This window comes from Bradyrhizobium sp. USDA 4454 (genome assembly GCF_054822705.1).
Genome location: NZ_JBTRCN010000001.1, coordinates 8248451 through 8274906 on the forward strand (window position 1 = coordinate 8248451; position 26456 = coordinate 8274906).

Genomic DNA, 26456 nt, shown 5'->3' on the forward strand with positions numbered 1-26456 from the left:
TCAGGCCTCCTCAGAGTCGCCGAGATAGACTTCGCGGACGCGCTCGTTGGCTTCTATCTCGCTGATCGGCCCCTGCGCGAGTAGGCTCCCCATGTGCATCACGGTGACCACGTCGGCGATCTGGCGGACGAAGGCCATATCGTGCTCGACCACCACCAGGGAATTGGTCCGCTTGAGCTTGTTGAAGATCTCCGCGGTCTTCTCGATCTCCGACTCAGTCATGCCGGCGACCGGCTCGTCGAGCAAAAGCAGGCGCGGGTCCTGCATCAGCACCATGCCGATCTCAAGCCACTGGGTCTCGCCGTGCGAGAGAATGCCGGACTCGATATTCAGCCTGCCGTCAAGGCCGGTGAGCGACAAGACCTCGTCGAGCTTCGCCGCAAAGCCCGGCGCCCGGAAGCGAAACAGGTTCTTCAGCGGATTTGTGCTGCGGCTATAAGCAACTTCCAGGTTTTGTCGCACTGTCAGGTCGCGAAATACCGCCGGTACCTGGAATTTGCGGCCGATGCCGCGGCGGGCGATCTCGTGCTCATCGAGGCCGGTGATATCGTCGTCGCAGAACATGATCGTCCCCGAGGTCGGCTTCTGCCGCCCGGTGATCAGATCCATCGTTGTGGTTTTGCCGGCCCCATTCGGTCCCACCAGGCAGCACAACGTCTGTTCGACCAGCTCAATGCTGAAATCGTTGATGACCGAGACGGTGTCGAAACTCTTGCAGAGATTGCGTATCTCGAGAAAGCTCATGGCCGCACCTCACTCGCCGGGTTGCGACAGCAGGCGGCCCTGCACGGAAGACACGCCGTTGCCGTCCGTCTTGCCGCCGGTCGACGTGGACAAGCGTCCGAGCGCACTCTCGACCAGCCCGATCAGCCCCTTGGGCAGGAAGCGCACAACGAGGATGAAGAAGCCGCCGAGGATCAGCAGCCAGGTGTTCAGGAACGCGTCGCCGAGATAGCTCTGCGCCCCCTGGATCAGGAAGGCGCCGAGGATTGCACCCATGAGGGACATTCGGCCGCCGATCCCCGCCCAGATCACCATCGACAGGCTGAAGGTGGTATCGAATTGGGCGGGCGAGACGTACTGGGTCAGCATCACCCAGCAGCAGCCGGCCACCGCAGCGAAGAAGCCCGAGATTGTGTAGATCGCCGTCTCGTAGCCTGCGACGTTGTAGCCGAGGAAGCGAACACGTTCGGCGTCGTTGCGCACGGACTGCACGACCAGTCCGAAGTGGCTTTGGGTCATGAGCTTGGCGATGATCGTCGCCAGGACCAGCAGCGCGAGCACGGTCCAATAGGCGCCCGGACTGTAGGGGTCGACGACGATCTCGCCAAGTTTCAACGGTGCAGGCGGAGTAATGCCGTTGACGCCGTTGGTGTAGGGCTGGATGTCGAGGATCAGCGTGCCCCACGCACTCAGCATGGCGAGCGTCATGATCGCGAAGAACGGGCCCGAGACGCGAGCGCGGAACATCAGCCAGCCGAAGATCGCGCAGAACAGCGTCGGCACGACCAGCGCCAGGACGATCCCGACGCTGGTGTTCCAGAACGGCACCCAGAACAGCGGCAGGTGATCCAGGCTGTTGTTCAGCATGAAGGGCGGCATCGGGTTGGACGCGTCCTGCGACTGCATCTGCATGGTCATTGCCATGCCGTAGGCCCCGAGACCGAACGGGATGCCTTGGCCGAGGTTCAGGATGCCGCCAAATCCCCAGCACAGACTGATCGACAGCGCCAGCATCGCGAACACGCCGTAGGTCGACAGCTGGTTCAGCAGGAAGTTGTCGCTGACCACGAACGGGACGGCCGCAAGAACCGTGTAGAAGACGAGATAGGACAGCCACTGCGCGGCCGGCCTGTGATAGAGATTCATGTCCGCATTCCCCTTCCCGAACGCACCATCTGCCGCTCAGCGCCGCTTGGCCGAGGGTGCGAACAGCCCTTGCGGACGAATCCGCAGGAACACCACGATCAGCACGAACAACAGGAAGCGGGCGAACGTGTCGTTGGTAAAATAAGCGAAGATCGACTGCAGCTCGCCGGTCGCGCCACCTGCCACCACGCTGCCGGCCAGCGTGCCGCCTCCGACCACCACCACCAGAAATGCCTGCACCACATAGGCCGCGCCCATGGTCGGGAGCACGATGTTGAGGACGCCGAACAGCGAGCCCGCCACGCCGGCCAGACCGGCGCCGAGCGCGAAGGTCAGCATGTAAATCCGGTCGGCGTTGACGCCGAAAGACGCCGCCATCTCCTTGTCCTGCATCACCGCGCGCACCTGGACGCCGAAGCGCGTCCGATAGAACAGCGCCCAGAGCGCGGCCACGATCCCCAGCGTCACCAGCAGAACGACCACGCGAAACACGGAGATGTTGATGAAGGCGAACTGGATGTTGCTCGAAAAGATTTGCGGCACCGCGAGGTACTTCGGATCGCTGCCGAAGATCAGCCGGACGCCCTGCATCAGCACCAGCGATACGCCGAACGTCGCCAGCAGCGTGTCGAGAGGACGCTTGTACAGATAGCGAATCAGTCCGCGCTCCAGCACCAGGCCGACCAGGGCCACGATCAGGAAGGAGGCCGGGACGCACAGAATGAATGGAAGACCCAGAAAACTCTGCAGCATGTAGGAACTGTAGGCGCCGAGCATGATGAACTCGCCATGCGCCATGTTGATCACGCCGGCAGCGCCATAGATGATCGTCAGTCCGAGCGCAGCTATCAACCAGATACTGGCGATACTGACGCCCAGGATGAGCGCGTTGATGAACGCGCTCAGATCGAACGACGTGAAAAAAGACCCGACCGCCATGCGCAGCTCCGTCGTGAATTCAATCGCTTGCCCGCGGCGTCGGGACTCGGCGCCACGGGCTTCTGTCGTGCGCGGATGTCAGATCACGCCCTTGCGGACCTTGCCGTCAGCCGCCTTGAGGCCGTCCGCAGTGCACTTGCCGAGATCCGGATAGATCGAGTATGGATCCGGCGCGACGTGTTCTGCGGATGACTTCACGATCTTGAAGCTGCCGTCAGCCTGGCACTGCCCGATCTTCGGCTTCAGCCATGTGTTGAAGTTCTGGTCGTCGATCCAGATCAGCCCTTCGGGCGACACGGCATCCTCGACCTTGATGCCGCCGGTGTTGTCCCGGATCACGCGGGGCGTCACGTCCTCGACGCCGACCTTGGCGATCGCCTTCTCCAGCCCATATTTGAAGACATAGGCGGAGAGATAGGTCTCCTCCATGTTGTAGTGCGTGACGCCGTTCTTGCCGTATTTGCTCTTGAGGAAACCCTCGACAAACTTGTGGTTGGTCGGATTGTCCAGGCCCTGGAAGTACGGGGCCGACAGAAAGTGACCGGCGCCGTATTCGTTACCCATGGCGCGCGTTTCGATCTCGCCCGTCGTGAGCGAGGCGATCGGCATGGAGTCGACCTTGAAACCCTCCTGCTTGAACTGCTTGTGGAAGGCGATATCGGACGCGCCGACCACGGTCGAAAAGATGAAGTTCGGCTTGGCTTCGCGGATCTTGTTGAGCACCGGGCCGAACTCGGAACTGCCGAGCGGAATGTACTCCTCGCCGAGCAGTTCGCCGCCGGCCTGTTGCAGCCAGACCTTGGCGTTCTTGTTGGATTCCTTCGGCCACACATAGTTCGACCCGACGAAGAAGACCTTCTTGCCGAATTGCTGAACCATGAACGGGATCAGGTCCTTGGAGTGCTGGTTCGCCAGCGGACCGGTACAGATCGTGTTCTGCGTGCACTCTGCCCCTTCGTAGCAGGTCGGATAATACAGCAGGTGATTCTGCGCCATGACCGTCGGCAGGATGGCCTTGCGGCTCGCCGAAGTGTAGCAGCCGAAGATCGCGACGACGCGATTGCGAAGGATCAACTCCTTGGTCTTCTCGGAGTAGACGTTGAAGTCCGATTTCGCGTCGACGATCACCGGCTCGACCGGCGCGCCGGCGATGCCGCCGGCCTTGTTGATCTCGTCAATCGCGTATTGCATCACGAGGGTGGAATCCTCTTCCGGCACCGCGAGACCGCCGGTGAGCGAGAAGAGGAGGCCAACCTTGATCGGCTCGCCCTTCTTGAGCCAGGATTGCGCGCCCCAGGCCTGATTGATGCTTTTGACAAATCCGTAGGGTGCCGCGGCCACTGCGGCGGCGCCCAACGTGGCCTTCATGAAATTCCGACGATCCGTCCGCATAACGACATCTCCAGGTGACTTTCTTGATACGAAATCTATTTTCTACACGATACGGCCGACCGGAACTTTCTCAAGAATAAATTTTGTGCACTGTGAGTTATAATTGCCTCCGACGACGGAATTACAGAAATGAGCGCGAGCACCGTGGGGGAGGCAGCATCTGAAAAAATAGACAGGCTTCACGCCGAACGGCTTGCGCGGGACAAGGGACAATCGACCCGCTCCGGTTGCAGAAATCATTATCGACCCGCCTCGTCGACATGTTACGAGGGGTGACGAAAGAGGGACCACCACATGAAACGAAAGACCGCAGCGCGATCGACGGACGCAACCGACGCGGACTCTACCTATCACACCGGATCGAGCGCTCCGGTCGCCAGCGACCGGAGTCTCGAGCGTGCGCTTGGCGCAAAGATCAGAGACACGCGCCGCGAACAGGATCTCTCCGTCAACGATCTTGCAAATGCCGCCAACATCTCTGGCGGCATGCTCTCGAAGATCGAAAACGGCCAGATTTCCCCGTCGCTTTCGACACTGCAGTCGATTGCGCACGCGCTGACAGTGCCGCTCAGCCGATTGTTCGCTGCATCCGAAGAACGCCGCGACTGCTCATTCGTTCGCGCCAAGCAGGGCGTGGTGATCGAGCGCCGCGGTACCAAGGTTGGACACGTCTATCAGTTGCTCGGCCACGTGAACGACGATGACGTCGTCGTCGAGCCGTATCTCATCACGCTGAAGGAGGAAGCCGAGGCCTACACCGAGTTCCAGCACGCCGGAACGGAGTTCATCTACATGTTGAGTGGCGAGGTTCTCTATCGGCACGGCAGCAAGAGCTACCGGTTGCGTCCGGGCGATTCCATCCTGTTCGATTCCGGTGCGCTCCACGGACCGGAGGTCCTGGTCAAGCGCCCGATGACCTACCTGTCGATCATCGTGTATCCGCGCCGCTCCGCCTAATCTCGTTGCAGCCGCTTGCTCATTTTCTTTTCAGGAAAGTTTTATTCCTAGCAGTTGACGAACCGGTTCCGACTGCTACATTGCTTCTCGATCAAGGAGCAGTGCATGTGCGGCATCGTCGGATTGTTTCTCAAGAACGAGCGGCTTCAACCCGAACTCGGGGGACACCTGTCGCGAATGCTCGCGACGATGTCGGCGCGCGGTCCCGATAGCGCCGGCATTGCCATCTATGGACCGGGCGCCGACGATCTCATCAAGCTGACGCTCCGCGTGGCTGATCCCGCCGCTGACGGTGATCTCGCGAAGAGGCTTGGCGCCGCCCTGGAGGCGCACGTCGAGGTCGTCCGACGCTCCAACCATGTCGTGGTGACGATTCCCAAGCAGCATCGCGCGCAGTCGCTGACCTGGCTTGCCGAACATGCGCCCGATATCCACGTGGTCAGCGCGGGATCGCGCATGGAGATATACAAGGAGGTCGGGCTGCCCGAGCGTGTGGCGAACCGCTTCTCCGTGCCCGCGATGCGGGGCACGCATGGCATCGGCCATACCCGCATGGCGACCGAGTCGGCGGTGACCACCGACGGCGCTCACCCGTTCTCGACCGGCGACGACCAGTGCTTGGTCCACAACGGCTCGCTCTCGAACCACAACGCAGTACGGCGCAATCTCCGGCGCGAAGGTCTCGTGTTCGAAACCGAGAACGATTCGGAGGTTGCCGCGGGGTATCTGACGTGGCGGATGCGCGAAGGCGACAGCCTCAAGGAGGCATTGACGTCCAGCCTCGACGCGCTGGACGGCTTTTTTACCTTTGTGGTCGGCACCCGCGACGGCTTTGCGGTGTTGCGCGACCCGGTCGCGTGCAAACCCGCCGTGCTCGCGGAGTCCGATGATTATGTCGCCTTTGGCTCGGAATTCCGCGCACTCGCCGTGCTGCCCGGAATAGAGAAGGCGCGCGTATTCGAACCCGAGCCCGCCACCGTCTACGTCTGGGAACGTCCGTGATGCACGTGATTGACCTTGAACAGCAGTCCGTCCGCGATCTGAACGCTGCACTGCATCGGTTGCCGCCGGACACCAACGAGACCTTCTGGGAGGTGACGAATTCCGCGGGCAAGCATGCCATCGGCGCCGGTGTCGATGCCCCCATCGAAATCGTCGTCAAGGGCAACGTCGGATATTACTGCGCGGGGATGAACAAGCAGGCCTCGATTACGATCCACGGCAACGCCGGACAGGGCGTCGCCGAGAACATGATGTCGGGCATGGTCCATGTCATGGGAGACGCGAGCCAGTCGGCCGGCGCGACCGGCCGGGGCGGCCTCCTGATCGTGGAAGGCGATGCCGCCGCGCGCTGCGGAATCTCGATGAAGGGCATTGACATCATCGTCAAGGGTTCGATCGGCGCCATGAGCGCATTCATGGCCCAGGCCGGCAATCTCGTCGTGCTCGGCAACGCCGGCGAGGCTCTCGGAGACTCGATCTACGAAGCCACCATATTCGTCCGCGGCACGGTCAAGAGTCTCGGCGCCGACTGCGTCGAGAAACCTATGTCGGCAGACGACAGGACCCGGCTCTCCGCCATCCTCGCCCGCTCCGGCGCGAACGATGTCAAGCCGGAGGACTTCCGCATGTATGCCTCGGCCCGCCGCCTCTACAACTTCCATATCGACAATCTTTCTTCGTACTGAAGGCCGACGATGTCATCTGCAAAGCCAGTCCGGACCGAACCGCGCTTCTCGGCGACCTTCGACCGGTACACCATTTCGGAGATCCAGCGTGCCGCGGCGACCGGTATCTACGATATCCGTGGCGGCGGCGCGAAGCGGCGCGTGCCGCATTTCGACGACCTGCTGTTTCTCGGCGCCTCCGTGTCCCGCTACCCGCTGGAAGGCTATCGCGAAAAATGCGGTACGGACATCGTGCTCGGTGCGCGCTTCGCCAAGAAGCCGATCCGGCTCAAGACACCGGTGACCATTGCCGGAATGAGCTTCGGCGCATTGTCGGCGCCGGCCAAGGAGGCGTTGGGTCGCGGCGCGAGCGCGGTCGGCACCAGCACCACCACCGGCGACGGCGGAATGACCAACGAGGAACGCGAGCATTCCTCCGTTCTGGTCTACCAGCTCCTCCCCTCCCGCTACGGAATGAACCCCGACGACCTGCGTCGCGCGGACGCCATCGAGATCGTCATCGGACAGGGTGCCAAGCCTGGTGGCGGCGGCATGCTGCTGGGCCAGAAGATATCGAAACGTGTTGCCGAAATGCGGAACCTGCCCGAAGGCATCGACCAGCGTTCGGCGTCGCGACATCCGGACTGGACCGGTCCGGATGATCTGGAGATCAAGATCGAAGAGATCCGCGAGATCACCGACTGGCAGAAGCCGATCTACGTGAAGGTCGGCGCAAGCCGGCCCTATTACGACACCGCGCTCGCCGTGAAAGCAGGCGCCGACGTGGTCGTTATCGACGGCATGCAGGGAGGCACGGCTGCCACGCAGGACGTCTTCATCGAGAATGTCGGCATCCCCACGCTTGCTGCGATCCGTCCTGCCGTGGAAGCGCTTCAGGAGCTCGGCATGCATCGCAAGGTGCAGCTCATCGTCTCCGGCGGCATCCGCAACGGCGCCGACGTGGCCAAGGCGCTTGCGCTCGGTGCCGATGCAGTCGCAATCGGCACCGCAGCCCTCATCGCGCTCGGCGACAACAACCCGGCGCTCGAGAGCGAATACAACAAGCTCGGAACGACGGCCGGCGCCTATGATGATTGGCACGAAGGCCTCGACCCCGCGGGCATCACCACGCAGGACCCGGAACTGGCCAAGCGGCTGGACCCGGTCGTCGCGGGCCGCCGGCTCGCCAACTATCTCTCGGTTCTCACACTGGAAACACAGACCATCGCACGTGCCTGCGGGAAGAACCACGTTCACAATCTCGAGCCGGAAGATCTCGTCGCACTCACTCTTGAAGCTGCCGCCATCGCGCGCGTGCCGCTCGTCGGCACAAACTGGATTCCTGGCCGGGACCGGTTCTGAGGCTTTCTCTTGAGTCAAAGAGGTACCATGTCAATCGATCTTGCTGAAGTCGCCAAAGAGCGGAAGATCAAGTACTTCCTGATTTCCTATACGGATCTGTTGGGAACGCAGCGCGCCAAGCTCGTCCCCGCAGAAGCGATCGGCGGAATGGCCAAGAACGGAGCTGGCTTCGCCGGCTTCGCCACCTGGCTCGACATGACGCCGGCAGATCCCGACATGCTCGCGATCCCGGACCCGAACAGCCTGATCCAGTTGCCCTGGAAGCCTGAGGTCGGCTGGCTCGCCGCCGATTTGTGGATGAGCGGCAAGCCGGTCGAACAGGGACCACGAAACCTGCTGAAGCGGCTGATTGCCAAGGCGGCCGAACGCGGCTTCCAGCTCAAGAGCGGCGTCGAGTGCGAGTTCTTCCTGATCTCGCCGGATGGCGGAAGCGTCGGCGACGGATCCGATCGTCAGGCCAAGCCGTGCTACGATCAGTCAGCCCTGATGCGGCGCTATGACGTCATCAGCGAAATCTGCGACAGCATGCTCGAGCTAGGCTGGAAGCCCTATCAAAACGATCACGAGGATGCGAACGGTCAGTTCGAGATGAACTGGGACTATGGCGACGCCCTGACTACCGCCGACCGGCACGCATTCTTCAAGTACATGGTGAAGTCGATCGCCGAAAAGCACCAGTTGCGCGCGACTTTCATGCCGAAGCCGTTTTCGAGCCTGACGGGCAATGGCTGCCACGTCCACGTCTCGCTGTGGAACGGCGACCGGAACGTCTTCGAGGATGAGAAGGGGGAGCTCGGAATTTCCTCCGTAGGCTATGCCTTCATCGGCGGGATCATTCATTCCGCCGACGCGCTCGCAGCGATCCTTAACCCGACCGTCAATTCCTACAAGCGTATCAACGCGCCGCGCACTGTCTCCGGCGCGACGTGGAGCCCGAACACGGTCACCTTCTCGGGCAACAACCGCACCCACATGATCCGCATTCCCGAAGCGGGTCGGTTCGAACTGCGGCTCGCGGACGGCGCCGCCAATCCCTACGCCCTCCAGGCCGCGATCCTCGCGGCAGGCCTTGACGGCATCGTGAGCAATCGCGATCCGGGCAAGCGGCTCGACATCAACATGTACACCGAGGGACATCTGGTTCAAGACGTGAAGAAGTTGCCGCTCAACCTGCTCGACGCGCTGCGCGCGCTTGAAGGCTCCAAGCTGCTCGGCGAGAGTCTCGGTGCGTATGTCCCCGCCTATCTGAAGCTGAAGCATCAGGAATGGAACGATTTCTCGCGTCACCTGACGCAGTGGGAGCGGGAAACGACCCTCGACTGCTAGACGTGGCGCCGGCGATTGAGCCGGCGTTTATGGCCGGGCCTGGCACCGATGCCGGTGGGCGCGCGGCCCTTCAACGACGACATGGTCCCCGCGAACGAGAGCGCCGGCGAAGAAAATTCAGGAGTATCTCAACGATCGAGGGATAAAGCAGCAGCCCGCAACGATCGGAATTTCCTCCGATCGTCGAACCGAGGTCGTGTCAGTCCATGTCCCGGACGGCATGGTCACCGGCGTTGACGCCTTCAATCATGCGCGGGCGTCCTCACATTGATGTAGAGGTCATTCTCGTCCATTGCGTCTGGCTCTCTGTTTTCTGACGGGGCACCGAACGTTCTGAGCAACCGCCGTGCCCCCTGAGCGACCCGACCGAACTGCACCCTTGCCCTCGGCCTGCCGTCTCGGCGCCCAGGCTCCGTGAAAGCCCAATCGTGTGGCGCGCGAGATCAGCATGATCGCGTTCCATCCTGACACCGAGCTGACGCGCATGCGCTGCCGTTAACGATTGCATCGGCGCGTGATCTCGAAATCACGGTGTCGGCACAAACATTCACAACTGGTTCATGTCGTCGCCACTATTCGACTCCAACGCTGGGGGAAGAAGATTGGATTATCTGCCATGCGCCGCATCGCCGGACTGCCTTTCGCTCTTGCTCTCAGCCTCTGCTGTCTCTCGCCGCCCAACGCTGCACACGCGCAGCTCGCCATCGGCATCACCGTGAATGCGGCGCCGCCGCCACTACCGGTCTATGTGCAGCCGCCGATGCCCGCGGCCGGCTATATCTGGACTCCGGGCTATTGGGCCTGGAGCGACGATATCGGCTACTACTGGGTGCCTGGCACATGGGTGCTTCCGCCCGCGCCCGACCTGCTGTGGACGCCCGGCTACTGGGGCTGGAACGACGGCGTCTACGCTTTCCACGCCGGATATTGGGGAGCGACCGTCGGCTTCTACGGCGGTATCTCTTATGGCTTCGGCTACACCGGCGTCGGCTATGAGGGCGGCTACTGGCGCGGCGGCAGCTTCTACTACAACAGGTCCGTCAACAACATCTCGAACGTCTCGGTCGCCAACGTCTACAACAAGACGGTGATCAGCAACACGACCAACGTCAGCTACAATGGCGGCACCGGCGGCACCACGGTGCGGCCGACGCCGCAGCAGGTCGCGGCGGCAAACGAGCACCACGTGGCAGCGACCGCCGAGCAAACCCGGCACGCGGAAGCGGCGATGAAGAATCCGGCACTGACGCTCGCCAACAACCATGGTCATCCGGCGGTCGCCGCGACCGCACACCCCGCGCAGTTCAGCGGCGCCGGCGTGGTCGCCGCACACCCGGGCAAGCCGATTGCGGCGCCGCCGCCCCGGCATGCGCAACCGACGGCCGAGCACGCGATGTCGACCGGGAATGCCGTGCCGCCGGGACACGCGCTGCCGAGCGGAAAAGCGCTGCCGGCGACGCACGCCGCTCCGACGGAGCACGCTCAAACGACAGGACACGCGCTGCCCACCGGAAACGCGCTGCCGCCACAGCACACAGCGCCAACAGGACACACGTTGCCCGCGGGGAACGCCTTGCCTGCGGCGCACGCACAGCCGGCGGGACACGCCCTGCCGACAGCTCATGCTGCGCCCGCCGCTGCGGAACATCCCGCGCCGGCGCCGCACCTCGCGGCAGCGCCGGCCGTGCATGCGCCGAGGCCGCAAGCCGCACAGCATGCTCCACCTGCGCAGCGCCCAGTCGCGCAGGCGGTCGTGCATCGTGCCCCACCGCCGCGGCCCGCAGCGCCGCATGTGTCGCGACCGGCGCCGCGCCCCCATCCCGCGCCACGACCGCAGCATCCCGCGGCGAGGCCAGCGCCACACAGACACGCATGGTCCGGCACATCGGCGTGTCAGCAAGGGCACGCCGTTTTCACATGAGCGACCATCGCGTCCAAAACGGCACGCCATGCAAGTCGTCAGTCATGGAATTTGTGGCGCGCAGGACGCAACGTCAACCCAGCTCATCCGCCGCATCCCCGATCGCGGCGTATATTTCCGCGAGGTCAGCCTCGGTGACGCAATAGGGCGGCATCACGTAGATCGTGTTGCCGAGCGGCCGCAGCAACAGGTCGCGGCGTGCGAAGAAGGCCTGCACTTTCGGGCCGATGCCGGCAAGATAGCCGGCGTCGCCGGCTTTCAGATCGAGCGCGGTGATGGTTCCGGTGCGGCGGACGTTTTCGAAACGCGCATCCGTGCGGAACGGTGCGATCAGGCGCTCCTGCATTTCGGCAAGCGCGGCGACGCGGTCGCCCGCGCCGTGTTGCCAGAGCTCGAGGTTGGCCCTTGCGGCGGCGCAGGCGACCGGGTTCGCGGTGTAGGAACTGGAATGAAAGAAGGTTCGCGTGCGATCGCTGGAATAATGCGCGTCGTAGATCTCGGCACGGCACAGCGTCACCGCGAGCGGCAGCGCCCCGCCGGTGAGGCCCTTTGAATAGCATACGATGTCAGGCGTGATGTCGGCCTGCTCGCATGCGAACAAGGTGCCGGTGCGGCCCCAGCCGGTCATCACCTCGTCGGCGATGAACAGCACGCCATGGGCTTCGCAGACGCGCTTCATCTCCTTCAGCACCCACGCCGGATACATCAGCATCCCGCCGGCGCCCAGGATCAGCGGCTCGACGATGAACGCCGCTGCGGTCTGCTCCCTGCACGCCGCCTCGAGCGCATCGAGGGTTGCCTGCTCGTGGCCCATGGCTGGAAACGGGATCGTCGCGACGTCGAACAGCAGCGGCTCGTAGGCCCTGTTGAAGACCCCGCGCGCGCCGACCGACATCGTCCCGACGGTATCGCCATGGTAGGAATGCTGCATCACGATGATCCGCGTGCGCGGCACGCCGATATTGTGCCAGTAGCCGAGCGCCATCTTCAGCGCCACTTCGACGCTGGTCGAGCCGCTATCGGAGAAGAACACGTAGTCGAGGCCGCTGGGCGCCAGCTTCAAGAGCTGCGCGGCGACCGCTTCGGCCGGATCATGGGTGTGTCCGGCGAAAATGATCTGGTTGAGCTGCTCCGCCTGCTCCTGGATCGCGCGAACGATATGCGGATGGCAATGGCTATGGGTCACGACCCACCAGGATGCGATCGCGTCGATGATGCGGCGGTCGTCCGCGGTGTAGAGATAGGCGCCCTCGCCGCGCACGATCCTCGTCATCTCGCCGTGCAGCGCGTGCTGGGTGAACGGGTGCCAGATCGGAGACCGCTTGGGCGATGTCATGCGTCGAAATCTCCGCGCCGGAACGACGCCTTGAACGCCGCTTGCAACGTGTCTGCTGCGAGTGAGGACAGCCATGGCAACCGGCCCAGCCGGCGCACCTGCCCGATCTCGCAGATGGCGCGCTCGCTCTCGGGATTGCTCTCGCCGATGAAGGCGATGCCGACAATGTCGATCCGGCGCTGCCGCAGCGCCTCGACCGACAGCAGCGAGTGGTTGATGGTGCCGAGCGCGGTGCGGGCGCAGAGCACGACCGGGAGTCGCCATCGTTCGAAGATGTCGATGTAGAGCGTGTCGTCGTTCAGCGGCACCATGAGCCCGCCGGCGCCTTCGATCACCAGTGGCCGGTCAGAGATTGCCGGCACGTCGAGCGCCTCAGGATCGATGCGCACGCCGTCGATCGCGGCGGATTGATGTGGCGAAGCCGGCGTTCGCAGGCGATAGCGTTCCGGCACGATGCGATCGGCCGGGAGCCCCCCAAGCCGCGCCACCCGTTGCGCATCGGTCTCCTCGTCGAGGCCCGACTGAACCGGCTTCCAGTAGCTCGCGCCGAGGAAGCCGGCGAGGCCTGCGGAGAACACCGTCTTGCCGATCCCGGTATCGGTGCCGGTCACCACGATCCGGCCGCTCATCGCGACCAAACCTTGGTCTCCTCGACCAGCGCATCGAGCAGCGCGCGCACGTCGTCCTCGCTGACATTGAGCGTCAGCGCGATGCGCAGTCGCGCCGTCCCCGCCGGCACGGTCGGCGGCCGGATACCCCTGACGTCGAAGCCGCGGCCCTGCAAGGCAGATGCAAGCTGCATCGCGCGGGCATTGTCGCCGACGATGTGGGGTACGATCTGCGAGCGCGACGGGCTGCGCCAGCCGCGCCGATCGAGTTCGCGATGCGTGAACGCGACCAGTTTGGCGAGGCGCTGCTGATGCTCGGGCTCCTCGCGCAGGATCAGCAGGGCCTCACGCACCGCAATGGCCACGAGCGGCGACGGCGCCGTGGCGAAAATGAAGGGTCGGCAGCGGTTGACCATGAAGTCGCGCAGCACGGTCGAGGCCGTGACCAGCGCGCCGGCTGCACCCAGCGCCTTGCCGCAGGTGTGCACGATCACGAGGTTCTCGCGGCCCTCATAGGGCGCCGTCAACCCGCGCCCCTGCTCGCCATAGACGCCGGTGCCGTGCGCCTCGTCGACCATCAAGAACGCGTCGTGCCGGTCGGCGATCGCGACGAGATCGTCGAGCGGCGCGATGTCGCCGTCCATGCTGTAGACGCTTTCGACCACGATCCAGACCCGGCCCTTGCCGCCCTCGGCGCGCCAGCCGCGAATGGCATCCTCGACCGCCTGCGGATCATTATGCGCGCTGAACCGGAACTCGGCCCGGCCGGCCCGCGCGCCTTCATGGATGCTGGCGTGCACCAGCGAATCCAAGACCAGCAGATCGCCGCGCTGCGGCAGCGTGGTCAGCACCGCGAAATTGGCGACATAGCCGCCGCCGAACAACAGTGCGGTCTCGGCGCGGAAGAACGCGGCGGCCTCAGACTCCAGCCGTTCGTGCTCCGCGCAATTGCCGCGCAGCAGCCGCGACCCGCCGGCGCCGATCGGCGTGCCGGCTTCGAGCGCCGCGGCAACGGCTTGCTTGATCCGCGGCGCGTTGGCGAACGCCAGATAGTCGTTCGAGACGAAATCGATGCCCGCGCGCGGCTTGAGGCCGCGCAGCCGATCGTCCCTGCTCAGGGCGTGCAAGGCCGCGGCGTAATCAGCGGCCGCGGCCGCACGGATTGCGCTCATGCTTCACTCACGGATTTGTCGTTGGTCGCGCGGCGAGCGCCGCGCGCGTGCCGAAGGTCTGGCTCAGGCGAGGCGGGACGCGATGCCGAGCCGATCAAGCAGATCGGCGTCGCGGTCGCGCTGCGGGTTCTTGGTGGTCAACAGCACATCGCCGATGAAGATCGAATTCGCGCCGGCGAGGAAGCACAGCGCTTGCAGTTCATCGGTCATGTATTGCCGTCCGGCCGACAGGCGCACCACGCTGGTCGGCATCAGGATGCGCGCAGTTGCGACCAGCCGCGCCAGCGCGATCGGATCGGGACGCTCGGCGGTGTCGTTGACCGGCACGCCCTTGACCTCGTTCCACAGGTTGATCGGCACGCTCTCCGGAGCGCTGGGCAGATTGGCGAGCAGCACCAGCATGCCGAGCCGGTCCTCGACCTGCTCGCCCATGCCGATAATGCCGCCGCAGCACACCTTGATGCCTGCGTCGCGCACATGCGCCAGCGTATCGATGCGGTCCTGCAAGGTGCGGGTGGTGATGATCTTGTCGTAGAACTCGGGCGAGGTGTCGACATTGTGGTTGTAGAAGTCGAGCCCGGCGTCGGAGAGACGTTCGGCCTGCTTTGGCGTCAGCATGCCGAGCGTGACGCAGGTTTCCATCCCCAGGCCCTTCACCGCGCTGACCATGTCGCAGACCTCGTCGAGATCGCGGTCCTTCGGGCTGCGCCAGGCCGCGGCCATGCAGAAGCGGGTTGCGCCGGCGTCCTTGGCGCGCTGTGCTACTGCGACCACTTCGTCCCGCGGCATCAGGCGGGTGGCCTTCAGGCCGGTGTCGTAATGCGCGCTTTGGGAGCAGTAGCCGCAGTCTTCCGGGCAGCCGCCGGTCTTGATGCTGAGCAGGCTCGCGGTTTCGACGTGGTTCGGATTGAAATTGGCGCGGTGGATGCCCTGCGCCTGGAACATCAGATCCGCGAACGGCAGGTTATAGAGTGCCTCGGCCTCCGCCCGCTCCCAAACCTTGCGGGGCGGTGTGCTGTTGCGGCGCTCGGTCCGTTCGATCTCGACGACATCAACCATCGGGCTTGCCTTCTCGCTTGTGATGGATCATAGATAATATCTGATATTATCTATGATCATGCTCTTAGAATGATGCTAGCCGAGGCTGTGCGGCAGTGCACTCGTTTTTGTGATAGATAATCTATGACGGACGAAGGTCGGAACACGACGACCGCCGGGCGCATTGCCGAGGTGCTCGCCGAGGGCATCATCAGCGGCGCGTTGCCGCCGGATGTCCCGCTCCGGCAGGATCATATCGCGCGGGAATTCCATTCCAGCCATGTCCCGGTTCGCGAGGCCTTCAGGCAGTTGGAGGCGCAGCATCTCGTCGTTGCGGTGCCCCGCCGCGGCGTGCGGGTCGCCCCGCTCGACACCAAGTCGGTGAAGGAGATCGCCGAGATGCGGGCTGCGCTCGAGGTGGTCGCACTGCGCAACGCAGCGCCGAAATTCACATCGGCCCATCTGGCGCGGATCGAGGTCGCCATGATCGAAGGCGACAACGCCGAGACGGTGCAGGATTTCGAGCTGGCCAATCGCGCCTTTCATCACGCGCTGGTGGCGCCGTGCGCGATGCCGCGGCTGCTCGCCAGCCTCGACGGCCTGCAACTGGCGAATTCGCGACTGGTGTTCGCGATGGCGCGCAACGCCGGCTGGCGGCCGCGGCCGAGCCAGGATCATCGCCTGATCCTGCAGGCGCTGCGCGCGCGCAACATCGAGCAGGCCTGCAGCCTTCTCGCACGGCATATTCAGTCCATCGAGCGGCTTGCACTGCCGGCGGCGTGATCGGGATCTGATTGAGCTGGCGATCGCGAAAGTGGTGCGCCCCTCTCCCGCTTGCGGGTCGCTTGCGGGGGAGGGCTGGGGTGGGGGTATCGCCACGAATCCCATTGTGGGAAGACCCCAACCCGCCGCGCTATGCGCGTCGGCCTCCCCCGCAAGCGGGAGAGGCGAATCGAGTGTGCGGCGACGCTGACTTTCGTAGTTCAGGCGATCTTGACGATCTCCAGCTCCTGCTCGCCCGAGCCTGCGACGTCGCCCACGGCTTTGCCCATCAGCGACCGCGCCACCGGCGAGACATAGGAAATCGAGCCCGCCTTCGGATCGGCTTCGTCCTCGCCGACGATGCGATAGGTCTGCACGCGCCCGTCGGCGCGGCTGAAGGTCACGGTGCTGCCGAAGGCAACGGTTTCGGTCGAGGCAGGATCGGCGACGACCCGCGCGGTGCGGAGCCGCTCGGTCAGGTAGCGCACGTCGCGCAGCGGGACCGCCGACTGCCGCCGCCGCTCGTTGACGTCGTCCAGTTGCTGCGCGGCCTCGTAGGCTTCGCGCGCCTCCCGGAGCTGAAGCTCCAGCGCTTTCCGTCCTGCTTCCGTCACCAGATTGGGATGCGGCGATATGGGGCGGTCCGGCAGCTGCGTCTCCGACGCAGTCTCGGCACTTTCTTCCTTGGTGAAGGCAACGCTCAATCGGGAACTCCATCGATGGGCGGGCAGTATATCGCTGCCTCGCGTGTCCCGCTAATGCGCGATGGGATTAGGCCGGGTTTAGTGCGACGCCGGCTGTTCCGCCTTGCTCCGCCTGCCGAAGCGGTTCTTCACGCCTTCGCGCCAGCCCTGGAAGGTGACAAACAGCATCGGTACCAGGAAGATGCCGATCGAACTGGCGGCAAGCATGCCGCCGAACACCGCGGTGCCGACCGCACGGCGGCTGATTTCCGCAGCACCAGTCGCGACCACCAGCGGCACCAGGCCGAGGATGAAGGCGATCGAGGTCATCATGACGGCGCGGAAGCGCATTTGCGCGCCCATCGTGGCGGCCTCCGCGATCGGCCGGCCCGCTTCGCGCTGCTCCTTGGCGAACTCGACGATCAGAATGCCGTTCTTGGCGGCGAGCGCGATCAGCACCACCAGGCCGATCTGGCCGTAGAGATCGAGGTTCAGTCCCGCGAGCTTGATCGCAAGATACGAGCCGAACACGCCGACTGTGACCGACAGCAGCACCGGAATCGGAATCGTCCAGCTCTCATACAGCGCCACCAGGAACAGATAGGCAAACAGCACCGCGAGCGCGAGGATGATGCCGGTCTGTCCCGACGCCGCCTGCTCCTGATAGGCGGTGCCGGTCCATTCGTAGGAATAGCCTGAAGGCAGCGTCGATTTGGAGAGGTCAGCCATCGTCGCGATCGCGGTGCCCGACGACACGCCCGCCGCCGGGCTGCCGTTCACCGTGACCGAGCGATAATCGTTGTAGCGCGTGATCACCTGCGGACCGGTCACGATGCGCAAGCTTGCGATCGAGCGGATCGGCACCATCTCGCCGCCGGTGTTGCGCACATAGATCTGCCAGATATCGGGAATGTCGCGGCGGTCGGCCGCATCGCCCTGCACGTTGACCTGCCAGGTGCGGCCAAACAGATTGAAGTTGTTGACGTAGATGCCGCCGAGCGTGGCCTGCAGCGCGGTGAATACGTCGGCCATGTTGAGGCCGAGCGCCTGCGCCTTGGCGCGATCGATGTCGAGATAGATCGACGGGTTGGTCGCGGTGAAGGTCGAGAACACGCGGGCCAAATTCGGATTGCGGTTCGCCGCGCCGATCAGCCCGCCCATCACGCTGCTGAGCGAAGCCGGATCCTGGCCTTCGAGCGCCTCGAGCTGATATTCGAAACCGCCCGAGGTCGAGAGCCCGATGATCGGCGGCAGGTTGAACGGGAGCACTGAAGCCTGACGGATCTGCGATCCACCGACGAAGGTCTGTCCGATCGCGGCCTGCACCGAGTCGGTGACGGCCTTGCGGTCGGCGAACGCCTTCATGCGCGCCACCATGAAGGCGGAGTTTGGCTCGCTGGCGCCATCGAGCAGCGAGAAGCCGATGATCGACAGCACGTGGTCGACCGCCGGGTTCTTCTTCAACAGTGCCTCGACCTGCTTGGTGGCCTCGCTGGTACGCGCCACCGAGGCGCCGTCGGGCAACTGCACCGCGATGAAGAAGGCGCCCTGATCCTCCTCGGGGAGGAAGCCGGTCGGCGTGATCTGCGATACGCCGAACACCGCGCCGGCGAACACCAGCACTGCGACCAGCGACAGCACCGCTAGGCGGACCAGCCGCTGCACCACGCCGGCATAGCGGTCGCGAACCCAGTCGATGCCGCCGAGCACCCGTCCCATGATGCCGCGGCGCGGCCCGCCATGGCGCAGGAACACGGCGCAAAGCGCCGGCGACAAGGTCAGCGCATTGAGCGCCGAGATCACCATCGCCGCGCTGATCGTCACGGCGAACTGGCGGAACAACGTGCCTGAAATGCCGGGAATGAACGCGATCGGCACGAACACCGACAGCAGCACCAGCGAGATCGCGATGATCGGCGCGGTGATCTGCGCCATCGCCTTCTTGGTGGCGTCGGCCGGGGACAGCTCCGGCTCCTCCTCCATGACGCGTTCGACGTTCTCGACGACGACGATGGCGTCGTCGACCACGATGCCGATCGCCAGCACCATCGCCAGCAGCGAGACCGTATTGGCGGAATAGCCCATCGCAAGCAGCACCGCGAAGGCGCCGATCAGGCTGACCGGCACCGCGACCGCGGGGATCACGGTAGCGCGCAGATTGCCGAGGAACAGGAACACCACGATCACGACGAGCACGAAGGCCTCGCCTAGGGTCTTCATCACCTCCTTGATCGTATCGGAGACGAAGGTCGTGGAGTCGTATTGCACGAGATAGGTCAGCCCCGGCGGAAACCGCTCCGACAGCCGGGCAAGCGTCGCCTGCACTGCCTTGGCCGTGGTCACGGCGTTGGCGCCAGGCGCCAGATAGATGCCCATCGGCACGCCGGGATTGCCGTCGATCCGCGACTCCGAGTCCGAGTTCTGCGCGCCGATCTCGACGGTTGCGACGTCCCTGATCCGCAGCACCGAGCCGTCGGGATTGGCCCGCAGCACGATGTCGCCGAACTGCTTGGATGTGGTCAGGCGGCCCTGGGTCTGCACGTTGAACTGGAACTGCTGGTCATTGCTGATCGGACGCGCGCCGATGCGCCCGACCGGCGCCTGCACGCTCTGGGCGCGGATCGCGGCGATCACGTCCGACGGCGCCAGATTGAGGCTGGTCAGGCGCTCTGTGTCGAACCAGATCCGCATCGAATAGTTCAGCTTGGCAAACAGCGACGCCTGCCCGACGCCGGGCGTGCGCGAGATCGCGTCCAGCACGTTGATGATGGCGTAATTGGTGATGAACAGCGGGTCCTGTTCGGCGCTCTTGCTGTAGAGCACGATGAACTGCAGCACGGCCGAGGATTTCTTCTGCACGGTCAGGCCTTGCGCCTGCACCTCGGTCGGTAATTGCGCGAGCGCGCTCTGCACGCGGTTGTTGACATTGACCGTGTTGATGTCGGGATCGGTGCCGAGCGCGAACGAGACCGTCAGCGTGTAGCTGCCGTCATTGCCGCTGGTCGACTTCATGTAGAGCATCTTGTCGACGCCGACGACCTGCGCTTCCAGTGGCTGGGCGACGCTGGACTCGACCACTTCGGCGGACGCCCCGGGGAACACGGCCGAGACCGTGACCTGCGGCGGCACGATATCCGGGAACTGGGCGACCGGGATTTGCGTCAGCGCCAGCGCACCGGCGATCGTGATCACGAACGCGATGACGATCGCAAGGCGCGGACGATCGACGAAGATGGCGGAGATCATGGGTTATTGCCCGTCGATTTCGGCGTGCTGCCGGCGCCGCCATCGGCCGACATCTTCATGCTGGACTGGATCATCGCACTGGCCGGCCCCGGCGCGACCACCTCGCCCGGCCTGACCTTCTGCAATCCCTCGACGACGACCTTGTCGCCGAGCGCGATGCCACTCGTCACCGCCGCAATCGTCGAGGTGGATTGCCCAAGCTGGATCCGTTTCTGCTCGGCCTTGTTGTCCGCGCCGACGACATAGACATATTCGCCCTGCTGGTCCGACAGCACCGCCGAACGCGGGATCGCCAGCACCTCGACCGGCTGCACGCCTTCCAGCAACACGGTCACGAACTCATTGTCGGTGAGCTCGCGAACCGTGCCGCCGGCTGCAACCGACGTGTATGTCGCCGGGTTCGGGATGGTGCCGCGCAGGGAGATGGTGTCGGTGTTCTGCGCGATCGTGTTGTTGACGAAGTTCAGCTCGCCGGTCTGCTCGTAGAGCCGGCCGTCCGGCAGGCGCACGCGGATCACGACGGCCTTGAAGCCGCCGCGCGTCGCGTAGCGGTCGCGCAAATCGAGTGCCTCGCGCACCGGCACGGGAAAGGTGACATACATCGGGTCCTGGCTGACGATGGTCGTCAGGGTTCCCGAGCTCGGCGTCACGACGTTACCTTCGGTGACCGAGGTGCGTCCGATCCTGCCGTCGATCGGCGAGTGGATCTCGGTGTAGTCGAGATTGATCTGGGACAGGTCGACCTGCGCCTGCGCCGCCTGCACCTGCGCCTCGAGGCTCTGCTGGTTGGCGACCGCCGCATCGACATTGGATTGCTGCCCGGCCGGCCCGCCCATCAGGGCCTTGGCGCGATCGGTGGTCAGCTTCGCGTTGACCAGCGTGGCCTGCAGCTGGGCGACCTGCGCCTTCTTCGATGCCAGGTCGGCCTCGAACGGGCCGCGCTCGAGTTGATACAACAGGTCGCCGGCCTTGACCTCGGCGCCCTCGACGAAGTTCCGCTTCTCCAGGAACGCGGTGACGCGCGCCACCACGTTGACGCGGTTGGGCGCCTCGATGCGTCCGAGAAATTCGTTGGTCTCGGTGATCGGCCGCTTCACGGCCTCGAACACGCCGACCGCGGGAGGCCCGGGTGGCCCCACCTGGGCATGCGCCGCCTGGATTCCGATCACCACCAGTGCCGCCGATACCAGAAGTCCTGCCAATCCGCCGAGGATTCGTTGCGTACCACTCATGCTGTCCAACCCTTCGGCTACCAACAAGCTCTGCGAGACCGAGTTGATGTCGAGTTCCACAAGACCGGGGCCGTTCAGGAGATCATAACGAGCCCAATCCGACAATCCTGTAGCGTGATTGCGCCGGGACCAGGCGCCAGCGAGGGCCGTTATCTCCGAGAAGCGGCGCGGCGCTGCAATGCCAGCGCAATCGCATCCGCATCGCGGGCTTGGCGCAGGCTGCGGATGCCGACAGCTCCCGTCAATGTGATGCAGCAAAGGGGCAGTGGCCCGGGCCGCTCACAACGCGATGGCGTTCTTCAAGCGCGACGTCGCTTGATAGGCGGGCGACATCAAATGGTCGTGCAGCCATGGCCGCGCGCGCAGACCGCTGGCCTCGTGCACGCCGTCGAAAATGGACATGTCGATCGAATGCGGATGGCCCGACAACGCGTAGATCGATTGCATTTCCGCGAATTTCTCTTCGCGCCCGAGCTCGATCGTATTGGCGCCGTCGCGGCTGCCGATCTCGACGAACAGCGGACACGGACAGAGCAGGTAGGCGAGCTCTGTCCCGGCGTATTTGGCGCGGCTATTGGCGAAATGAACATAGGCCGCCAGTTCGATGCCGAGGTTCTTGCTGATCGCGGACGACATCAGAAACTTCTTCTCGTCGCGCATATATCCGGAGACCACGGTCGGCCGCATCCGCCCCGTCGCGGCTTCGAGATGCAGCGCGAGAAAGGCGCCCGAGGACACGCCATAGACGCCGACATTCAGACCGGATGCCCCGGTCAGCTTCCGGCAGACGATCTCGCCGGCGTCGATCGATGCGCACGACACGTTGTGCGCGGAGACACCGTGGGAGGCCAGCATCGCGGCGATGTTGTTCTGGCTTTCCTGATTTCCGATCTGAACGATGTAGGGACACCAGACGACATAGCCGTCCTGACACAGCTGCTTGCCGATCGCGTTCATGTAGTCCTTGTCGGCATCGTCGAAGCAGCGCTCCGGCGTACTCGCCATGCCGTGCCCGAGCAGGATCAATCCCCTGAACGCGCCGTCGGGAATCCCGAGACAGCCGCGCACCGGCACGCCGCATTCCAGATCGAACTCGACCTTCACCACCGAGAATCCGCCCGCCGTGCCGCGCCAGAGAGTCCGGATCTCGTCGCCGGACGGCCGGTAAAGCCGCCGTCCCCGAAGCAGCGACCGCATCTCGCGGCGGATTTCCGATCCGGTCGCAACCGCGCGCAGCTTTCCGCTTGCCGCGATATCGAAGAACGAGCGGCAGAACGTATCGTAGCCAAGGGCCGGCAGATCGACATTCGCGCACGACCCCTGACAGTGGCTCAGCGCCAGCGTGTTGCCCGCGACCGATGCGGGTCCAACCAGCGTCATCAACAATCCGGACAGCGCCCTGCGGCTGATCATCGGCTCCTCACGAGCCCACGATGGCTCGACTGAATGACGGAGCTCACTGTCGCCACGGATTGCGCGGATACAAATTAAAGGATGTCCATGATCGAACGATCGCGCGCAACGTTGCAAACGAGTGACTCTGGCAGAGCCGGGCGCAGCGGCAGCCGACGCCGAATACGTTTCGAGACGCTTCGGAAGCATGTCTGATCGTCACGACGATTCAATTTCGCCACACGCGGCGATGATCGTTCAGGCTGGCGTCAGGTTCCGATCGTCAAGCCTCGATGATCGGGTTTTGGGCACCGAGTTGGCCTCCCGACAGCTTCAGGCGAGAGCCGCTTGCATCCGCCTCGCCACACGATCCATTCACTTACTCATCATTGTCTGACCCTGACGTTCCAGCCATCACACGACAGGTCGCGATTGCGCAGGCAATGGCGTCAGTGCGCCCCTCCGTCAAATTCCTCTCCGCGACATTTCGTCCCGACCGGCGCCGTATCGCGATAGCCGGATGTCCGGAAGCACCGACGAAAGTCCATCATTCAGCATGAGTGCCCCGGAATAGTCCGGACTCGTGGCTCGGGTTGAATTGCTCTACGCAATATTTCCGGGGTCGATGGGTTTATCTGCTGGGCAATGTTTTTTGGAATGGCCGATGGCGAACGACCTGCACGAGCATCTGATCGAACTGGCCTATGAGGCCGCGGTCGTTCCCGAACTGTGGCCGAACGTGCTGCACCAGGTCGGCGAGATCGCGAAAGCCCGCGGTATCGTGTTGCTGACGGCAGCCCCGCACGACGTCCGCTGGGTCGCATCGCCCGACATGCATGACGACACCGTGGCCTATGTCGAGGGCGGCTGGCACGAGCGCAACGGGCGGCTGCCGCGGCTGCTCGCAGCCAACCATGCCGGCTTCCTGCGCGACATCGACGTGTTCGCGACGCCCGAGGAGGTGCAGCAGGACTACCAGATCCGCGAATTCTTCCGCCCGCGCGGGCTCGGCTGGGGTGCCGGCACTGCGATCCCGGTGCCGAGCGGCGACGTGCTGATCTACAGCGTTGAGCGCGAGTATCAGCATGGGCCGATCGAGCGGGAAGCCATCGAGCAGCTCGATGCGCTGCGCCCGCATCTGGCCCGCGCGGCGCTGCTGTCGGCGCGGCTCGGAATGGAGCGCGCCAGGGCGGCAACCGAATCGCTGGCGATGCTCGGCCTGCCCGCGGCGGTGCTGCGGCGAGGCGGCCGCCTGATGGCCGCCAACACCCTGTTCGACCGCCTGGTGCCGGACGTGATGCAGGATCGCGCCGAGCGCCTGGCCTTGGCGACGGGCACCGCCGACGCGCTGTTCGCCCAGGCGCTGGCCGCGCTCGAGCAAGGGCTGATCAGCACGGAGGTCCGCTCCGTGCCGATCGCTGCGCAAGACGATCGTCCGCCGCTGATCGTGCATCTGGTCCCGATCCGCGGCAGCGCGCGCGACCTGTTCGACCGCGCGCTGGCGATCGTGATCGTGACGCCGGTGGTGCCGGCCGAAGTGCCGAATGCGGAAGTGCTGCAAGGCCTGTTCGACCTGACACCGGCAGAAGCCCGCGTCGCGCGCGGCATCGGCGAGGGACGCACCGTCGAGGCCATCGCCGTCGCCTTCGGTATCTCCCGCGAAACGGTGCGTAATCAGCTGAAGGCCGTGCTGGCGAAGACCGGGCTCGGCCGCCAGGTGGAGCTCGCCGGCCTGCTCGCCGGCGCGAAGGTGCCGCCGGGAACGGCCGCGGATTAAGCCTCAGGCCGCGCTCAAGCGTGCCTGAAAGAAGCCAGCGACACCGTCAGCACGGACCTGACACGGGCGTCCCTGGTTGATGACGCCGGCAAGCCTGCCGCAGACAGTGGCGGCATCCGCAACGACCTCGCAAAACGATCGCATGTTCAAATCGCGCGCGTTGCGCTAGTGATAGCTCCCCTCCCTGCGCCAGCCGGCGCATGTCCAGTCAAATGAGTGTATCTGAATGGCCGAAGCCGACCTCGACGCCGTGATCCGGCAAACCGCAAGAGCGCAGACCAAGGCCGTGCTGGCGGCCGCCAAGAAGCGCCAGGCCGTCTGGGTCGCGCGCGCCGCCAAGGCCAAGGACAAGGACACCAAGGCGCGCTTCCGCCACCTCGCCAAGAGCACCATCCTGAACGCCACCGCGACCGCCAAGCGGTTGCAGAATTCGGCGGAGAACGCCGCCGACGCCTATGCCCGCGCCATGAAGAAGGCGATGGAAGAGCCGCCGCCGGCCAAGGAACCTCTGAAGAAATCCGAGCCGAAGCCCGGCAAGCAATCCGAGAACAAGCCGGCGAAGAAGAAGTAGGACGCCTGAGAGGCAGCTCCCCATGCTCACCGTTCACCATCTCGGCAAGTCGCAATCGGAGCGGATCGTCTGGCTGTGCGAGGAGCTTGCGATCCCCTACGAGCTGAAGTGCATCGCCCGCGATCCCGTCACGCTGCTGGCGCCGGCCGACTACAAGGCGCTGCACCCGATCGGTGCCGCGCCCGTCATCACCGACGGTGAGCTGGTGCTGGCCGAATCCGGTGCGGTCGTCGAATACATCGTCGCCCGATACGGCAATGGACGGCTGACGCTGTCATCGGATCATCCCGACTTCGCCCAGTTCCTGTACTGGTTTCACTTCGCCAACGGCACGCTGCAGGCGCAGATGGGCCGCAGCATGATCCTGCACCGGCTCAAGCTCGCGGCCGACAATCCGATGCTGGTGGCGACCAAAGCGCGGGTCGACCGCTCGTTCGACCTGATCGAGGCGCGGCTGTGTGATGCCAAATATCTTGCCGGGACCACGTTCACGACCGCCGATATCATGATCGGCTTCTCGCTGACGACGATGCGCTATTTCCTGCCCTACGACCTTGGCCGTTGCCCCAATATCAGGAGCTATCTCGGCCGCATCGCCGCGCGCCCGGCCTATCAGCGCGCGATGCAGAAGGGCGATCCGGGCATGACCCTGCTGCTGACGTGAGATCGTGATGCCGCGTTACGTCGCCCTGCTGCGCGCGGTCAATGTCGGTGGCACCGGCAAGCTGCCGATGACCGAGTTGAAGGCGATGTGCGTCGAGGCGGGATTCGACGACGTGCAGACCTATATCGCCAGCGGCAATGTGGTGTTCTCCTCGAAGCTCGGTGCACCCAAGGTCAAGGCCACGCTTGAGCAGCGGCTGCAGGCCTATGCCGGCAAGCCGGTTGGCGTCGTGGTGCGGAGCGCGGGCGAGATCGCCGCGGTGCTGAAGGCCAATCCGTTTCCGAAGGCGCCGCCGAACTTCACGGTCGCGATCTTCCTCGACGAGCCGCCCAAGGATGCGCTGAAGGACGTCAAGGGCCAGCAGGACGAGCAGATCCGGCTCGGCAAGCGCGAGATCTATGTCGCCTACGGCGGCGGCATGGGCCGCTCGAAGCTGAAGATCCCCGCCGCCGCCCGCGGCACCGCGCGCAATATCAACACGATCGCGAAGCTCGCCGAGCTGGCGGCGGGTAACGAGTAGAAAGAGTTCGGCCAGATTCTCT

Annotated in this window: 23 protein-coding genes; 11 read left to right on the forward strand and 12 right to left on the reverse strand. The window is 64.5% G+C overall.

Annotation, left to right across the window (positions count from 1 at the left end; all coding sequences use genetic code 11):
* The 4 genes from urtD to ACVIW0_RS38390 form a co-directional block, all read right to left on the reverse strand.
* Window positions 1–744 carry an urea ABC transporter ATP-binding protein UrtD gene (gene urtD, locus ACVIW0_RS38375; RefSeq protein ID WP_461356950.1) on the reverse strand — a complete coding sequence of 248 codons (744 nt, stop codon included), beginning with the start codon at window positions 742–744 and terminating at the stop codon, window positions 1–3.
* A gap of 9 nt (window positions 745–753) precedes the next feature.
* On the reverse strand, window positions 754–1869 hold the full coding sequence (gene urtC, locus ACVIW0_RS38380; protein ID WP_461356951.1) for an urea ABC transporter permease subunit UrtC: 1116 nt from the start codon (window positions 1867–1869) through the stop codon (window positions 754–756).
* Window positions 1870–1905: 36 nt separating this feature from the next.
* A complete protein-coding gene (urtB, locus tag ACVIW0_RS38385) occupies window positions 1906–2808 on the reverse strand; it encodes an urea ABC transporter permease subunit UrtB (protein ID WP_461356952.1) in 903 nt (300 codons plus the stop codon).
* A gap of 78 nt (window positions 2809–2886) precedes the next feature.
* Window positions 2887–4200, reverse strand: a complete 1314-nt coding sequence (locus ACVIW0_RS38390) for a transporter substrate-binding domain-containing protein (protein ID WP_461356953.1) — start codon at window positions 4198–4200, stop codon at window positions 2887–2889.
* 294 nt (window positions 4201–4494) lie between these two features.
* Between ACVIW0_RS38390 and ACVIW0_RS38395 the strand changes: the two genes are divergently transcribed.
* From ACVIW0_RS38395 to ACVIW0_RS38420, 6 genes are all read left to right on the forward strand, one after another.
* Window positions 4495–5157 carry a helix-turn-helix domain-containing protein gene (locus tag ACVIW0_RS38395; RefSeq protein ID WP_461356954.1) on the forward strand — a complete coding sequence of 221 codons (663 nt, stop codon included), beginning with the start codon at window positions 4495–4497 and terminating at the stop codon, window positions 5155–5157.
* Window positions 5158–5262: 105 nt separating this feature from the next.
* A complete protein-coding gene (locus ACVIW0_RS38400) occupies window positions 5263–6159 on the forward strand; it encodes a class II glutamine amidotransferase (protein WP_461356955.1) in 897 nt (298 codons plus the stop codon).
* Complete coding sequence (locus tag ACVIW0_RS38405) at window positions 6159–6845, forward strand: GltB/FmdC/FwdC-like GXGXG domain-containing protein (RefSeq protein ID WP_461356956.1); 687 nt, start codon at window positions 6159–6161, stop codon at window positions 6843–6845. The genes ACVIW0_RS38400 and ACVIW0_RS38405 overlap by 1 nt, the downstream gene beginning before the upstream one ends.
* Window positions 6846–6854: 9 nt before the next feature.
* Window positions 6855–8186, forward strand: a complete 1332-nt coding sequence (locus ACVIW0_RS38410) for an FMN-binding glutamate synthase family protein (RefSeq protein ID WP_461356957.1) — start codon at window positions 6855–6857, stop codon at window positions 8184–8186.
* 27 nt (window positions 8187–8213) lie between these two features.
* Window positions 8214–9512: a type III glutamate--ammonia ligase gene (gene glnT / locus ACVIW0_RS38415; RefSeq protein ID WP_461356958.1), complete on the forward strand. Its 1299-nt coding sequence runs from the start codon at window positions 8214–8216 to the stop codon at window positions 9510–9512.
* A gap of 616 nt (window positions 9513–10128) precedes the next feature.
* Window positions 10129–11433 carry a YXWGXW repeat-containing protein gene (locus tag ACVIW0_RS38420; RefSeq protein ID WP_461356959.1) on the forward strand — a complete coding sequence of 435 codons (1305 nt, stop codon included), beginning with the start codon at window positions 10129–10131 and terminating at the stop codon, window positions 11431–11433.
* Between the two features lie 73 nt (window positions 11434–11506).
* Here the strand turns inward: ACVIW0_RS38420 and ACVIW0_RS38425 are convergent, their stop codons facing one another.
* The 4 genes from ACVIW0_RS38425 to bioB all read right to left on the reverse strand — a co-directional run bounded on the left by ACVIW0_RS38425 (window position 11507) and on the right by bioB (window position 15608).
* Window positions 11507–12769: an adenosylmethionine--8-amino-7-oxononanoate transaminase gene (locus ACVIW0_RS38425; RefSeq protein ID WP_461356960.1), complete on the reverse strand. Its 1263-nt coding sequence runs from the start codon at window positions 12767–12769 to the stop codon at window positions 11507–11509.
* Window positions 12766–13398: a dethiobiotin synthase gene (bioD, locus tag ACVIW0_RS38430; RefSeq protein WP_461357546.1), complete on the reverse strand. Its 633-nt coding sequence runs from the start codon at window positions 13396–13398 to the stop codon at window positions 12766–12768. The genes ACVIW0_RS38425 and bioD overlap by 4 nt, the downstream gene beginning before the upstream one ends.
* Window positions 13395–14549: an 8-amino-7-oxononanoate synthase gene (locus ACVIW0_RS38435; protein WP_461356961.1), complete on the reverse strand. Its 1155-nt coding sequence runs from the start codon at window positions 14547–14549 to the stop codon at window positions 13395–13397. The genes bioD and ACVIW0_RS38435 overlap by 4 nt, the downstream gene beginning before the upstream one ends.
* Before the next feature lie 63 nt (window positions 14550–14612).
* Window positions 14613–15608, reverse strand: coding sequence for a biotin synthase BioB (gene bioB / locus ACVIW0_RS38440; protein WP_461356962.1), 996 nt, complete (start codon window positions 15606–15608; stop codon window positions 14613–14615).
* Between the two features lie 123 nt (window positions 15609–15731).
* Between bioB and ACVIW0_RS38445 the strand changes: the two genes are divergently transcribed.
* Window positions 15732–16370, forward strand: a complete 639-nt coding sequence (locus tag ACVIW0_RS38445) for a GntR family transcriptional regulator (protein ID WP_461356963.1) — start codon at window positions 15732–15734, stop codon at window positions 16368–16370.
* Window positions 16371–16570: 200 nt separating this feature from the next.
* Here ACVIW0_RS38445 and greA read toward each other — a convergent pair whose 3' ends face one another.
* The 4 genes from greA to ACVIW0_RS38465 form a co-directional block, all read right to left on the reverse strand.
* On the reverse strand, window positions 16571–17053 hold the full coding sequence (gene greA / locus ACVIW0_RS38450) for a transcription elongation factor GreA (RefSeq protein WP_461356964.1): 483 nt from the start codon (window positions 17051–17053) through the stop codon (window positions 16571–16573).
* 78 nt (window positions 17054–17131) lie between these two features.
* Complete coding sequence (locus ACVIW0_RS38455) at window positions 17132–20278, reverse strand: efflux RND transporter permease subunit (RefSeq protein WP_461356965.1); 3147 nt, start codon at window positions 20276–20278, stop codon at window positions 17132–17134.
* Window positions 20275–21510, reverse strand: coding sequence for an efflux RND transporter periplasmic adaptor subunit (locus ACVIW0_RS38460; protein ID WP_461356966.1), 1236 nt, complete (start codon window positions 21508–21510; stop codon window positions 20275–20277). Before ACVIW0_RS38460 ends, ACVIW0_RS38455 begins: the two co-directional genes overlap by 4 nt.
* A gap of 279 nt (window positions 21511–21789) precedes the next feature.
* Complete coding sequence (locus tag ACVIW0_RS38465; protein WP_461356967.1) at window positions 21790–22923, reverse strand: hypothetical protein; 1134 nt, start codon at window positions 22921–22923, stop codon at window positions 21790–21792.
* Between the two features lie 643 nt (window positions 22924–23566).
* On the opposite strand from ACVIW0_RS38465, the gene ACVIW0_RS38470 reads away from it, so the two are divergent.
* From ACVIW0_RS38470 to ACVIW0_RS38485, 4 genes are all read left to right on the forward strand, one after another.
* Window positions 23567–24679 (forward strand): helix-turn-helix transcriptional regulator, encoded by a 1113-nt coding sequence (locus tag ACVIW0_RS38470; RefSeq protein ID WP_461356968.1) that lies wholly within the window; start codon window positions 23567–23569, stop codon window positions 24677–24679.
* A gap of 226 nt (window positions 24680–24905) precedes the next feature.
* Window positions 24906–25250, forward strand: a complete 345-nt coding sequence (locus ACVIW0_RS38475) for a hypothetical protein (RefSeq protein ID WP_461356969.1) — start codon at window positions 24906–24908, stop codon at window positions 25248–25250.
* A gap of 22 nt (window positions 25251–25272) precedes the next feature.
* Window positions 25273–25914 carry a glutathione S-transferase family protein gene (locus tag ACVIW0_RS38480; protein WP_461356970.1) on the forward strand — a complete coding sequence of 214 codons (642 nt, stop codon included), beginning with the start codon at window positions 25273–25275 and terminating at the stop codon, window positions 25912–25914.
* 7 nt (window positions 25915–25921) lie between these two features.
* A complete protein-coding gene (locus tag ACVIW0_RS38485; protein WP_461356971.1) occupies window positions 25922–26434 on the forward strand; it encodes a DUF1697 domain-containing protein in 513 nt (170 codons plus the stop codon).
* Window positions 26435–26456 lie beyond the last annotated feature (22 nt).

Coding starts and splice junctions, on each gene's coding strand:
- urtD (WP_461356950.1), bottom strand. CDS start 744: ATGAGCTTTCTCGAGATACGCAATCTCTGCAAGAGTTTCGACACCGTC.
- urtC (WP_461356951.1), bottom strand. CDS start 1,869: ATGAATCTCTATCACAGGCCGGCCGCGCAGTGGCTGTCCTATCTCGTC.
- urtB (WP_461356952.1), bottom strand. CDS start 2,808: ATGGCGGTCGGGTCTTTTTTCACGTCGTTCGATCTGAGCGCGTTCATC.
- ACVIW0_RS38390 (WP_461356953.1), bottom strand. CDS start 4,200: ATGCGGACGGATCGTCGGAATTTCATGAAGGCCACGTTGGGCGCCGCC.
- ACVIW0_RS38395 (WP_461356954.1), top strand. CDS start 4,495: ATGAAACGAAAGACCGCAGCGCGATCGACGGACGCAACCGACGCGGAC.
- ACVIW0_RS38400 (WP_461356955.1), top strand. CDS start 5,263: ATGTGCGGCATCGTCGGATTGTTTCTCAAGAACGAGCGGCTTCAACCC.
- ACVIW0_RS38405 (WP_461356956.1), top strand. CDS start 6,159: ATGCACGTGATTGACCTTGAACAGCAGTCCGTCCGCGATCTGAACGCT.
- ACVIW0_RS38410 (WP_461356957.1), top strand. CDS start 6,855: ATGTCATCTGCAAAGCCAGTCCGGACCGAACCGCGCTTCTCGGCGACC.
- glnT (WP_461356958.1), top strand. CDS start 8,214: ATGTCAATCGATCTTGCTGAAGTCGCCAAAGAGCGGAAGATCAAGTAC.
- ACVIW0_RS38420 (WP_461356959.1), top strand. CDS start 10,129: ATGCGCCGCATCGCCGGACTGCCTTTCGCTCTTGCTCTCAGCCTCTGC.
- ACVIW0_RS38425 (WP_461356960.1), bottom strand. CDS start 12,769: ATGACATCGCCCAAGCGGTCTCCGATCTGGCACCCGTTCACCCAGCAC.
- bioD (WP_461357546.1), bottom strand. CDS start 13,398: ATGAGCGGCCGGATCGTGGTGACCGGCACCGATACCGGGATCGGCAAG.
- ACVIW0_RS38435 (WP_461356961.1), bottom strand. CDS start 14,549: ATGAGCGCAATCCGTGCGGCCGCGGCCGCTGATTACGCCGCGGCCTTG.
- bioB (WP_461356962.1), bottom strand. CDS start 15,608: ATGGTTGATGTCGTCGAGATCGAACGGACCGAGCGCCGCAACAGCACA.
- ACVIW0_RS38445 (WP_461356963.1), top strand. CDS start 15,732: ATGACGGACGAAGGTCGGAACACGACGACCGCCGGGCGCATTGCCGAG.
- ACVIW0_RS38455 (WP_461356965.1), bottom strand. CDS start 20,278: ATGATCTCCGCCATCTTCGTCGATCGTCCGCGCCTTGCGATCGTCATC.
- ACVIW0_RS38460 (WP_461356966.1), bottom strand. CDS start 21,510: ATGAGTGGTACGCAACGAATCCTCGGCGGATTGGCAGGACTTCTGGTA.
- ACVIW0_RS38465 (WP_461356967.1), bottom strand. CDS start 22,923: ATGATCAGCCGCAGGGCGCTGTCCGGATTGTTGATGACGCTGGTTGGA.
- ACVIW0_RS38470 (WP_461356968.1), top strand. CDS start 23,567: ATGGCGAACGACCTGCACGAGCATCTGATCGAACTGGCCTATGAGGCC.
- ACVIW0_RS38475 (WP_461356969.1), top strand. CDS start 24,906: ATGGCCGAAGCCGACCTCGACGCCGTGATCCGGCAAACCGCAAGAGCG.
- ACVIW0_RS38480 (WP_461356970.1), top strand. CDS start 25,273: ATGCTCACCGTTCACCATCTCGGCAAGTCGCAATCGGAGCGGATCGTC.
- ACVIW0_RS38485 (WP_461356971.1), top strand. CDS start 25,922: ATGCCGCGTTACGTCGCCCTGCTGCGCGCGGTCAATGTCGGTGGCACC.